The sequence below is a fragment of the Anatilimnocola floriformis genome (assembly GCF_024256385.1).
Classification (GTDB): Bacteria; Planctomycetota; Planctomycetia; order Pirellulales; family Pirellulaceae; genus Anatilimnocola; species Anatilimnocola floriformis.
Window position 1 is genome coordinate 4,742,163 of the sequence record NZ_JAMLFW010000001.1, and the last position, 11,605, is coordinate 4,753,767.

At 58.4% G+C, this 11,605-nt stretch carries 10 protein-coding genes; 3 read left to right on the forward strand and 7 right to left on the reverse strand.

Annotated elements, in window-relative coordinates; all coding sequences use genetic code 11:
* The first annotated feature begins 10 nt into the window (after nucleotides 1-10).
* Complete coding sequence (locus tag M9Q49_RS18495) at nucleotides 11-1,303, forward strand: flavin-containing monooxygenase (RefSeq protein ID WP_254510306.1); 1,293 nt, start codon at nucleotides 11-13, stop codon at nucleotides 1,301-1,303.
* Here M9Q49_RS18495 and M9Q49_RS18500 read toward each other — a convergent pair.
* From M9Q49_RS18500 to M9Q49_RS18515, 4 genes are all read right to left on the reverse strand, one after another.
* Nucleotides 1,287-5,186: an FtsK/SpoIIIE domain-containing protein gene (locus tag M9Q49_RS18500; protein ID WP_254510307.1), complete on the reverse strand. Its 3,900-nt coding sequence runs from the start codon at nucleotides 5,184-5,186 to the stop codon at nucleotides 1,287-1,289. The genes M9Q49_RS18495 and M9Q49_RS18500 overlap by 17 nt on opposite strands.
* A gap of 71 nt (nucleotides 5,187-5,257) precedes the next feature.
* Nucleotides 5,258-5,497, reverse strand: a complete 240-nt coding sequence (locus M9Q49_RS18505; protein WP_254510308.1) for a hypothetical protein — start codon at nucleotides 5,495-5,497, stop codon at nucleotides 5,258-5,260.
* Nucleotides 5,494-6,042 carry a hypothetical protein gene (locus M9Q49_RS18510; protein ID WP_254510309.1) on the reverse strand — a complete coding sequence of 183 codons (549 nt, stop codon included), beginning with the start codon at nucleotides 6,040-6,042 and terminating at the stop codon, nucleotides 5,494-5,496. The genes M9Q49_RS18505 and M9Q49_RS18510 overlap by 4 nt, the downstream gene beginning before the upstream one ends.
* A 129-nt stretch (nucleotides 6,043-6,171) precedes the next feature.
* The gene (locus M9Q49_RS18515) at nucleotides 6,172-6,441 is read right to left on the reverse strand and encodes a WXG100 family type VII secretion target (protein WP_254510310.1); all 270 of its coding nucleotides are present in this window, start codon (nucleotides 6,439-6,441) and stop codon (nucleotides 6,172-6,174) included.
* A gap of 383 nt (nucleotides 6,442-6,824) precedes the next feature.
* Between M9Q49_RS18515 and M9Q49_RS18520 the strand changes: the two genes are divergently transcribed.
* Nucleotides 6,825-7,439, forward strand: coding sequence for a hypothetical protein (locus M9Q49_RS18520; RefSeq protein ID WP_254510311.1), 615 nt, complete (start codon nucleotides 6,825-6,827; stop codon nucleotides 7,437-7,439).
* Here M9Q49_RS18520 and M9Q49_RS18525 read toward each other — a convergent pair.
* The 3 genes from M9Q49_RS18525 to M9Q49_RS18535 all read right to left on the reverse strand — a co-directional run bounded on the left by M9Q49_RS18525 (nucleotide 7,436) and on the right by M9Q49_RS18535 (nucleotide 10,725).
* The gene (locus M9Q49_RS18525; protein WP_254510312.1) at nucleotides 7,436-8,443 is read right to left on the reverse strand and encodes a ferrochelatase; all 1,008 of its coding nucleotides are present in this window, start codon (nucleotides 8,441-8,443) and stop codon (nucleotides 7,436-7,438) included. The two genes, M9Q49_RS18520 and M9Q49_RS18525, sit on opposite strands and share 4 nt — an antisense overlap.
* A gap of 109 nt (nucleotides 8,444-8,552) precedes the next feature.
* Nucleotides 8,553-9,551, reverse strand: coding sequence for a hypothetical protein (locus tag M9Q49_RS18530; RefSeq protein WP_254510313.1), 999 nt, complete (start codon nucleotides 9,549-9,551; stop codon nucleotides 8,553-8,555).
* Nucleotides 9,552-9,600: 49 nt separating this feature from the next.
* Nucleotides 9,601-10,725 (reverse strand): hypothetical protein, encoded by a 1,125-nt coding sequence (locus M9Q49_RS18535; protein WP_254510314.1) that lies wholly within the window; start codon nucleotides 10,723-10,725, stop codon nucleotides 9,601-9,603.
* 172 nt (nucleotides 10,726-10,897) lie between these two features.
* Here M9Q49_RS18535 and M9Q49_RS18540 point away from each other — a divergent pair, with 172 nt between their 5' ends.
* The gene (locus M9Q49_RS18540) at nucleotides 10,898-11,599 is read left to right on the forward strand and encodes a GntR family transcriptional regulator (RefSeq protein ID WP_254510315.1); all 702 of its coding nucleotides are present in this window, start codon (nucleotides 10,898-10,900) and stop codon (nucleotides 11,597-11,599) included.
* Nucleotides 11,600-11,605: the final 6 nt, after the last annotated feature.

The window sequence follows — 11,605 nt, forward strand, 5'->3', positions numbered from 1 at the left end:
CGTAGCACTCATGTCGGATACGTTTGCCATCATTGGCGCCGGGCCTGCGGGCCTGGCGACCGCGAAACAGTTTCGCGCTGCCGGCTTCGGCGTGGAAATCTTCGAGCGCGAAGACGACGTCGGCGGCAACTGGTACTTCGGCAGACCGTCGAGCAGCGTCTGCCATTCGACGCACATGATTTCGTCGAAGCGAATGAGTCAGTTCGCGGACTTTCCCATGCCGAAGGAATATCCGCCGTACCCGCGTCACGACCAGGTGCTGACTTACCTGCGAAATTATGCGCGACACTTTGGTTTGTACGACGTCACGCGGTTCGGCACGACCGTTGAACGTGTGGAACTCGCAGCAGGCGAAACCGAGCAATGGAAAATACGTTTTGCCGGTGGTGACGAAAAACTCTTCGCCGGTGTGGTGATCGCCAGCGGCCATCATCACGATCCGCTCTGGCCGGAGTTCAGCGGCGAATTCAGTGGCGAGATCATTCATGCCAAGGACTACAAAACACCCGAGCAGATTCGTGGCAAGCGCGTGCTCGTCATCGGCGGCGGCAACAGCGGCTGCGACTTGGCCGTCGAAGCAGCCGCGCACGGCAGCGCGGCGTTTCTGAGTTTGCGTCGCGGCTACCATTTCCTGCCGAAGTTTCTCTTCGGCGGGCCGCTCGATGCCGGTGGTGAGTTGTTTCAGAAATGGCGAATCCCGGTTTGGCTGCAGCAGCGAATCACCGCGTGGCTTGTCAGCATCGCCGTCGGTCGGCCGGAGCGCTACGGCCTGCCGAAGCCGATGCACCGGTTGTTCGAAACACATCCAATCGTCAATTCACAGCTGCTCTACGCAGTCGGCCACGGCCATGTGCAAGTTCGTCCGGCGGTGAAGTCGCTAGCGGGTGACAAAGTTGTCTTCGCCGATGGTCGCGAGGAAAAGATAGACATCATCGTTTCTGCGACGGGTTACAAGACGACGCTCCCCTTTGCCGATCCTGCGCTGCTAAGCAACGACAACGGCTCGTCGCGGCTGTTCCTCAACGCGTTCCATCCGCAGCATCATCGTCTATTCGTCGCCGGCTGGATTCAACCGAACGGCGCCATTTGGCCGCTCGTCGATTGTCAGGCGAAGTTGATGACGGCGTTTCTGAACGCGGAGAAAACTGACTCGGCCAAGGCAAAATGGTTCCGCCAACTGAAGTCGCGCGGCCACGACGATCTTGGCGGCGGGTTGCACTACGACCGCTCGCCGCGGCATCGGCTGGAGGTGGAGTTTTTTGCTTATCGCGAGCGATTAAAAAAACTCATCGCGCGTTTTTGACGAACTCAATCCATTCCTTGGTCGGCAAACCATACGGCCGGAATTTTTCGGCAAAGCCTTGCTCTTCGCTGTGATAGAGCGCGAGATGCGGACCAAGCTTGCTCGCGGCGGGGCTGTCCATGAGCTGACTCGAGTCACTCGCCGACATTTGAAACAGCACGCGGTATTCCAGATCGCGAAGCGTTTGGCGATCGAGCCATCGGGTGACGTTGGTGCAGTTGTCGCTCCAAATGATCGTGTGAATGCCGACGGCGGGACCTTCGCGGAGAAGCGTGACGAATTGCTTGTCGATGCTGCCGCCGCCATCGTCATCCGAGAAGCTGTAGTCGTCCGATTTTTTCAAACGGCGGAAGCGGGCGAGGTCATAGACGAAAATAAACTTCGGCGGCGCCGATTGCTCGCCGGCATTCATGCGACGATCGACTTCGGCGGCTAGATCCTGCACGACTTTGTCGCTCTCGCGAATGCCGGCAACGACGCCGGGAACTTTTAACTCTGCGACGAGCTTCGGCCAAAAGCCCGCTTCGGGAGCATCGCCTCGCATGCCGTCGAGCACGTAGAAACTCGGGCCATCGTCAGACTTCGGCACGGCGGCGGCGAGCGCGATGAAGCTGTTCGCGACCACACCGAGCGAAAGTTCTTCCTGCTGACCGACGATCAGCATGTTCGCGCCGGCCTGACGGCGGAAAACGACTTCGGTCGGATCTTTGATAGCTACTGCAGCACCCAGCCAGGCGCGCGGCGCGGTCGGCATCGCAGTCGGTGGCGTTTGTACGAGCTGGACTAGTTGCCGGTTTTCGCGTGGATCAGCCGCTTCGTTCCCTTCGAAGACCGTGAGCGTTCCTGCCGATTTTCCCTGCTCTTCGGCAAGTTGGTGCAGCTGTTTTAGATAGCCTTCGCGCTCGTGGTCCGAGAGCCAGACGACTTGGAACGGATGATTTCCTTCGAGTAAACCATTCGCATCGTTGTAAATGGCTTCGCCGGGCCGATTGAGCAAGCGGGCCGCGGAGTTGTCTTCGCTGAGGATGAGATGCGCGTCGGATTCACTGCACTGCAGCGCGATGCGGACGGCCATCTGACCAATCGTGCTGCGGGCGAGCGAGTAAGCACCGGCGAGGGTTTGCGAACCGAGCAACACGTGAATGCCGAACGCGCGGCCTTGGCGAACAAGACGATCGAGCAACAATCCTGCGTTGTGCGAGATCTTGTCGTCGGTGGTAAAGAACTCCTGAAATTCGTCGATCACCAGCAAGATCCGCGGCATGACCGCCGTCGGGTTCGCATTGCGATAGCCCTTCAAATCCTGCACCGTGTGTTTGCGGAACAAGTCGCCGCGCTCGCGCAGCTCCTGATCGAGTCGCTCCAGCACACTCATGCCAAACTCGCGTTCGCTTTCGATGGCGATGACGCGAGCATGCGGCAGCCGCTGCGCCGCGTAGGCTTTGAATTCGACACCTTTCTTGAAGTCGATCAGATAGAACTGCAACTCGTGCGGCGAGTAATGAATCGCCAGGTTGGTGATCAGAGCGTTGAGGAGCGTTGATTTACCCGAGCCCGTTTTGCCGGCGATCAGCACGTGCTGCGAGGTTCCCTTGCCGAGGCGCATCATCTGCATCTTCTTCGCGCCGGCCCTGCCCAGCGGCACTTCGATTTCGGCGCGGCTGTCAGCCGTCCACCAGCGATCGAGCGATGGCAGCGCGCTGCCGAACGGCACTTCGACACGGGCATTGGCTTTCGCCGTCGAACCGATCGTGCGGATCATGTCGGTCAGGTGATCGTCGTCCGGCGGTTGCTCCATCACCAGCGGCAACGGAGAAAGATCCGTTTGCTGCCAGCGAAATGCTTTCGCCGTTTCATCCCACTGCAACGTGGCGGCGGGCCCTTCGAGATCGGCCAAATTAAAATTTGGCGGCAACTTCATTTTGCGATCGGTGCTAATCAGCGTATACACGCCGCAGCGAGCGCCGCTGCTGGCGATGCTCACCAGTCGGCGGGCGGCTTCTTCGGAAAAGTTCGAGGGGAAGTTCGCAATCACCAGCACTTGATACGGCTCGGCCACTTCGCCGGCCTGCGCGTTGTATTCCTGAATCGAGGCAAACTCGTTCCGCAGATACTTCTGAATCACCTTTTCCATGTGCTCGGTCAGATCGACCAGCCGCTGCGTGATGTGCTGCGATTCGGTCCAAATGCGATTGGCCACGAGTCGTTCGTCATAGTCGGCCAGGTGCATGAAGGCCGAGAAGTTCTGACCGAGTCCTACCGGATCGATGACCGTGAATCGCACTTTGCCGGGCGGCAGCGACGTGAGCATCCGCAGCATCACGTTGCGGAGAACACTCGCCGCGGCGTCGCGACCTTCGCCGTCGGCTTCGAGCAGAAGCGAGGGAACCGCGGGATAGGAGAGGACGGCCGGAAATTCGCAAACGGTTTGCGGCAGTTTGAATTCCTCGCTCGGCGCTTGCCCTGCGAGCGCAGCGGGGTCGAAGTGATAATGGCCGAAGCGCAACGCAGCGAGATCGGGCGAGAGCTTGCTCATCTCTTGCGCCGAACGCTTCGTTACCGAATCCCACGAGGGGAAGTGTTGATTGCAATACTCGTTCATCGCGCCGAGAACGGCTTCAAACTCGGCCAAGCCGTTTTGCCAACGGGCTTTCAACTCTTGCCATTGCTGCTGAAAGTTTTGCAGCTCTGCCGAACGTTCGGCGCGAAACGACGAACTGGCCTGCAGCAGTTGCCGTTGAAAATCTTCCTCCAGCCGTTCGATTTCGGGCGGCGATTGCTGTTCGATGGTGAGCAAGGCCCCTTCGTGCGATTCTTCGATGGTCGAGCGCTGGCGCAGATACTCGGCCGTGGCTTGCTGGGTCACCTGATTGTGTCGAGTCTTCTCGGTTTCGTCGGTTCGTTCCCATTCGGCATAGGCCGCTTCCATATTGTCATCGCGACGCTCGGCAAGTTGCCGTTGCTGACGATCGGCTTCGGCTTGAGCCGAACGCAAGGCAGCGGCTGCAAGTGCTCGCGCCTCGGCAATCGCTTGCTGAAACTCGCCGACGATCCGCAGCGCATGTCGCTGCGCCAGCGGCCGCAAAATCTGCCGCGTGCCGAGGGCGAATACGATCGGCAACACGATTGACGCGCTCAACGCATACAGCCAGGTGATGCCCGGCAAATAGGACCACATAAACGCCGCGAGCGTCAGCACGAGAAACGCGAACAGCGAGAAAATGAAAATCAAAAACGGCCAACCGTCCTCAAGGAACCGGGCGACCTTTTCCTGCCGCAGTTCGTACAGCTTGGTGCCGGCGTACGACAGACTCCCGGCGATCCGTTCGAAGTAACTGTTCTTCGGCAGACTTTCCGGCACACCGGGCGGCGGCTGACTATTCTCAGGCCACGGCGCACGCGGCCGCATCACCGCTTGAGCGTCAACATCGACGGCAGCGATCTGCGTTTCGCATTGCACAATCTGCTGCTTGAACTTGGCCAACTCGACGCGCGGAATGACTTCCGCCTCTTTGTAGTTGGCTTGGATCTGCTCGCGGCGATGAGCGAGAAGATTGCGTGCATCCTCGATCGATTCGGTGTGCTGTTCTTTTTCGCGAGTATCGAAACGAACTTCTTCGACAAGGACTTTTTGCCCCGCCGTTTCGTACTTCACGAGAACTGCATCGCGAGAAACGCGAAAATCGTTGATCCGCGTGCCGTGGCGATTTTCGAACTGCGCGAGGATTTGATTGCGCAACAGCTCATACCGGCTTTGAATGCCAGCGAGACGCTGAGCGTGCTTTTCGCGAATCTGAACTTCCTCGCCAGCGCGGTCGGTGACCAGCTTCGCCAGGCGGGCGATCAGCTGCTGCTGTTCTTCGGTTGTAATCGCCGTGGTCACCGCTGGTCGTTCCTGGTGCTGAATTCGAGGAGTCGTTTCAAAGTGCTCATTCTAATGCAGGACGAATCGGTTTAGCTTTCGTCACGCGGCTCGCCACATTCGCGCTCAGCCCGATCGACCACTTCGATCAGGGCATTCACGGCCGCCGTGAGTCGTTGCAGCCGCGCGGGGATTTCATTCAGCCGATCGCGATCAAATTGCTCGAAGGCGGCGTCCTTCCAAACCTCGCGAGTTTCCACGAGTCGCTCGCGGAGCTTTCCATAGGCCTGACTCAATTGCCCCATACCTGAGTTGAGATCGCAAACTCTCATGGGTTGGTCTCCGGCGGCGTGATTGACGTTGTCGGTGGAATGGCAGAAGACGTAGAGCGTTCGCCGAAGCTTTGCGTATACGCTTCCAGGGCTTGAATCATCCGCAGCAATTCAGCGCCGGCGATGGGAATGTCGTTTTCCAGGTAGCGCTGCACGCGGGCCAGCTGCACCTGGAAATCCTCGACCGCCTTTTTCATTTCGATCTTCCAGCGGCGGACGGTGCGAATCCGCTCTTCCGTCAGTTCCAGCCGCGCCTTGGCTTTTTGCAGCAGTTTCTTTTCTTGGATGCAAGCCCGGCGGTCTTCACCGCTGATTGTCATTTCGCAACGTTGCAATTCCAGGCGGGCTTCGGCGACGCGGTCCGAGGCCTTCCGCATTTCTCGCGGCCAATAGAGCGTGCGGTCGTGGTCGATCCACTCGATGGGCCGTTGGCCTTCGATCTGTAGTGCGGTCAGGGCGTGCTGAGCCTCTTCTGCAAATTGCAGGAGTGAAGCCCGCAGCGCGGTGACTGCTTCTGTCGAGGTTAGGTTCGCCGATTTCGCCATCGTGTGTTGGAGGACGGACCATTGGTCCGTCTGTGCGCGGGTTTAACTGTAGATCGAAATTTGCTCGCTGATAGGGACGGACCATTGGTCCGGTCTACGAAGCACCACACGGAGCGTGATGACTACACGTCACGAGCGGAGGTAGTCTTCGATGTGCTCTGCCTTGCGGAGCAGATAGGGCACGTACTGATCGGCTGATTCGGTAAACCGCAGCAGCACTTTCATATTCTGCTCAAACTCTTCGGAGAACTTCTTGTGCTCCTGATCCCGCCAGGTGGCGCTGAGCGTGGCGAGTTGATTGCCGAGGGCGCTCGCACGATCGCGCAGCTGGGCGTTGAATTTTTTCAAACTCTGGGCGAACTGCCGGAGTTCTTCCGGATCGACAACGGCTTGAGGCATGGCGACGACCTTCGCTGCAGGAACCTGCGAATAGAGGAGACCCTGTTATTGTACCCGGCAGCGAGCAAAAGAGCTCGAAATGTTCGCTGAAAATCGCACAGGTGAGGCGATCAGGCTGGCGATTCCGATAGTTGTTCCAGGCGGGCGATTGGCAAGGTTTGCCGACTGGACGGAGTTCGCCGTTCCGGTCGCAACGGATTTAAGATGGCTCGCGGCGGGATTGCAATGTGCCGCCGCGCGCACCCGATGATAGCTGTCAGGATTCACCCAAAAGCGCCGATCCAACAGCCTGACCAAGCGTCGTCAGGCTGTGGCATCGGCGACAAGTCAATAGGTTTCGGCAGAAACCATTTCGCCACGTGGTCGTCAGGAAGGATGCTGCAATGCGCCATTGGATACTGCGCCGAACCTTGTTGGCCAGCTCGCTCGGTTTAGCTTTCGCGGCCGGCAGCGCGCTGTTTCCCGCGACCGCCGCGGCTCAACAACCGCAACAGCAAGGTCAACAGCTGACCTTCTGGCAAAGCGTACATCGCGACTTTCATCGCAATAATGCTTGGCCCGAGCCGTTCCAGTCGGCCGATCGCGCGGTGACCCGCGAGTACTTCTGCATCCAGGTCAACAACGGCTGGAAGATGCAGAACACCGTCGGCACGTTCCTCTTCAACCCCGAAACGCAAGAGCTGAACCGCGCTGGCGAACTGCAAGTGAAGTGGATCGTCACTCAAGCCCCCATCCATCGCCGGGCCGTGTTTGTGCTCGTCGGCGACACGCCGGAAGACACGCAGCGCCGCGTCCTCTCGGTGCAGAATTACATCTCGCGCATCGTGCCGGGGGGCCAACTGCCGCCGGTCATGATCACTTACACGCAACCGGAAGGCGCTTCGGGCGCGTACTTCGATGCCATCAACAACGCGATGATGCAATCGATTCCGGCTCCGCGCTTGCCCGGTGGCGCCGGCAGCGGCGGAGCGAGTGGCGGCAGCGGCACGGGCAACTAAGTCGGCCGTCGCGGTTCGTACTTGCAACAATCGACCGGGCACACATCGTGGCTCGGTCCGAAGGTACCGAGCGCGGGCTTCTCTGCTCCGCTCATTCGCTCGGTGACCAATTCACGAATCATCCGCACAAACCGCGGATGCACACCGACAGTGCCAGCGCGCACAAAATTCACCCCCAGTTCGCCGGCCAGGTCGTGAGCTTCGTGATCAAGGTCGTACAGCACTTCCATGTGGTCGGAAATAAAACCGACTGGCACGAGGACGATATCTTTCGTCCCCGCCGCGGCTAATTCTTTCACCACGTCACCCACATCCGGTTCCAGCCACGGCTGCGTCGGCGGGCCGCTGCGGCTTTGAAATACCAGCCGATGTTCGGGATGGCCGATCCCTTCGGCAATCAGCCGGGCTGCTTCGCGCAGCTGAGCTTCGTACCGGCAGTTCCCCGCCATCGACATGGGAATGCTATGCGCTGAAAAGAGCAACGGCGTGCTCGTCTGTCGCTCAGCAGGAATCTGTGCAAACGCCGCCTGTGTGCGCTCGATCATCGGCTCGATGAAACCCGGATGGTTGTAGAACATCCGCAGCTTGTCGACCTCCGGCGCACCTTCGCCGACCACTTGCTGAGCGGCTGCAATATTCTCGCGATACTGCCGGCAGCCGCTGTACGAACTGAACGCCGAAGTAAAAAATCCCAGCGCTCGCTGCACGCCATCGCGTTTCATCTGCGCGAGCGTGTCGGGCAACAGCGGATGCCAATTGCGATTTCCCCAATACACGGGAAGCGAAATTCCGTTTGCACGAAACTCATTCTCGATCGCGGCCAGCAGCTCTCGATTCTGCTGATTGATCGGGCTCACGCCGCCGAAGTTCTGATAATGCTCGGCCACGGCCAGCATTCGCTCCCGCGGCACATTCTTGCCCCGCAGCACGTTCTCGAGAAACGGAAGGACATCGTCGGGGCCTTCGGGACCGCCAAAGGAAACGAGGAGAAACGCGTCGTACATGAATGAGCTGAGCTGCCGAAATTAAGGGAGCGAGAAGTGGTTGATTATACTCGATCCCGCCGAGTTCACGGACTCATCAGGCCTAGTCGCTGATTGAAGTAGTGGACGGCTAATCCGCTGACGAAGGCTGGTCGGCAGAAAAGAAAGGATCTGTCGCCAAGAAGACCTGCATATCGGGGCGTCGAGTTTGCATCGCGGCAATCGCTTCTTTGTTGATGGTGACATTCCAGAGCACTAAGTGGTTGAGCCCAGGCATCGACTCGAAGACTGGTGTTACGTCGCTGGTAATGGCGGGGCCCATCGATAGCATCTCGAGCCGACCAATAGCTGGCAGGTGCTTTGCTCCTGCATCAGTGAGGTTGCGGCAGTGTCGAAGGTGCAGCCCTTTTAAGCCTTTTAATTTTTTGAGTGCCGCGATTCCAGCATCGGTCACGTCGAGGCCATTCAACCAGAGATATTCGAGGCTGGCTATTTGAGCGACGTGCTGCAATCCTTCATCAGTCACCCCTGTGCTGGATAAATCTAAGGATACGAGATTTGGGAAGGCGGTGAGCGGTTTCAAGAAATCGTCCTGCAGAGGAGTTCCTTTGAAAGAAACAATCCTCAAACGCTGGCAAGTTGCCAGATTCTTCAGGACGGCACTGTCGATTTCGCCGTACCTGATAGTGAGAGATTCCAAGCGCGGTGAACGACTTAGGTTGCGCAAGCGCTCAGCAGTGGCGGGCCCGGTAAGTTCGAACTCCTTCAAGTTCGCAAGAGTTGGCACTATCAAGTGGGGCCTTGGGGCTTGCCAAATTAAATGAAGCGACTCGAGCTGCGGCGACTCGGCTAGTGCGTCGAACTGCGCTTCGACGTCACCCTCGTGGATGTGAACGTCAACTACTTCACCAGGCATCTCGTCGCCGAGCCAACGATAAAACCCTTCGAAATTACAGATCGCGGTTCTGACGCTTCCTCGATTGCTCGCAATCACCTGAATGACATGCGACTTGGTCCGGATTTTGGCGAGTTCATAACTCAGCCAAGTGCAAAGAACGGCAGCAGTCGTCATCAACAGCAATAAGGTTCGCAAACTCAAACGCAACCGAAATGCCGTTGTTTTCACCATGGTTTTTCTTTGTGGCCAACGGAATTCTATTTCCGCTGGCGGTCATGAATTACTTCGCTTTCGGTCGGGCGCTGCGAATCTGCTCCACGCCGCCGACAAAAGGAAAGCGAATTCGCCGGGGCAGCACGTCTTCGTCGTCCGACGCGGGATAACCAACGTAGTGAATGCGAAAACCTCTCTCTGCTCGATTCAAAACTTTCGCGGCATACCAGGCGCCGTTCCACTCGACCTCGATCGGCGGATAATCGCCGGGGAAGTCAACTCGCTCTAGCGGCACCATTTCATCGGCGAAGTGAAAGCCACCTTTGCGATTGGCGTAGTCGTAGCCCAGGTAGCGAACCTTCACCTTGCCATCGTGCCGCTCAAGGATCGTCGCGCCGTACCATTTGTTTTCGTAGACCACGGCAACGTGCGAATCGTTGGTCTTGGTCAGGACGCGATCGAGCACCGCTCGCTCGCCATGGCCGACGACTGGTTGCAGATCGGCTGACTCGGTGTCGCGAGTGATTCGGGTGTAACGCGCTGGTACGTAATCGAGCGCTTCCTGGAGCGTCACCTGTCCATCGTCGTTGGCATCGCCAAAGCCGGCGAGGGCTTCGAGAAGCGACACATCGAGTTCATTGTTCGTGGTCTGCTTTCGCCGACAAGCACAGAGCGCGACGACGTTCGCCGGCAGATCGACGCCCTGCCCTGGATGACGAATGAAACCTCCGGACCCGCAAGTGCTGATCGCCACCAACGCAGGACAGGGAAGCAATCGCAACGCATCTTTGATCTCCGAGCCGAGTATCTGGCCGTCGCCGGGAAGATTCGCCGACCAGCCTTGCTTGTCGCTGCCGCCGTGAGTGCCCCAGTAAACGAAGACGAGATCTTCCTTGCGCGCGATTTGCTTTAGACCACGCAACTTGGCCGCGACGGATATGCGCGTCGCCGCGCCCCCTTTCAACGTGTCGAACTTCAATTCCTGAAACTGGCCCTTGGCTTGAGCCTGCAACAGCCGCGTGAAGTTATCCGGCGCGTAATTGAAGTGATCGGCCGTCTGCCCTTTCGGCGGCCCTTCGTCGTAAGCGACGCCGAGAAACAGCAACCGCCCTTGAGGCTCAGCGGCAGTTACCGTCGCAGCGCGCAAAACCGCAAACGTGACAATGATCGCGAACCAAGGCAGGGTTTTCATGGTCGTTATTTGACTGGCCGCAGCGAAGAATAGCTACCTCTGGTTGCCCGGATGACGCTGGCGGGTGGTGCGACATTTCGCCGCAGTCGTTGGCGATGCGCTAAAGCGCAATCTCTTTTGCCTTTTTATCGATTATCGATAATATAGAACCGGGCAAGGTGAGGAAGGACTGATGACTGCAGATCTGCGACTTTCGATGAGCGACCGGATTCGAGCGGTGCTGGAACAACGCATCGTCGACGGAACGCTGCAGCCTGGCGATCGCCTGGTGGAATTGAATCTGGCCAAGGAGTTCGGCGCCAGCCAGACTCCAGTTCGCGAAGCTCTCAAGGCTTTGGAAAACCAGCGGCTGATCGAAACAGGCCCCTATCGTGGCACGTACGTGCGCGGGATTAGCGATCGCGAGATGGAAGAGGCCTACCATGTTCGCGGCGCGCTCGAGCAGTTGGCTGCCGAACTGGCTGCTCCCAAGTTGAAAAATAACGTCGCGCCGCTGCGAGCGATTCTCGCCGATTTGTACAAGGCTGCGCGGCAAGGCGATCCCGCCGCCTACTCCAAACACAACCTGGCTTTCCATTTGGAAATCGTACGAGCTTCGGGCAATCAGTTGCTCGTCGAATCGTGGGAAGCACTCAATTTCGAAACACGTGTTCGCATCCTGTTGTCGCGCAGTCCCAAGCCTGATTTTGTCGAACGGGCGCGCGAGCACGATCCGATTGTCGATGCCCTGGAAAAAGGTGACGGCAAGGCTGCGGGCAAGCTGCTAAAGGAACACGGCTTGGCTTGTCTCGAACGTTGGTGCAGCCGTGACAAAGACAAGCCCGCCGAAAAGGCTGGCAAGAAGATCGACGCCGCGGCCAATTGCCTCTCCTGAGATTGC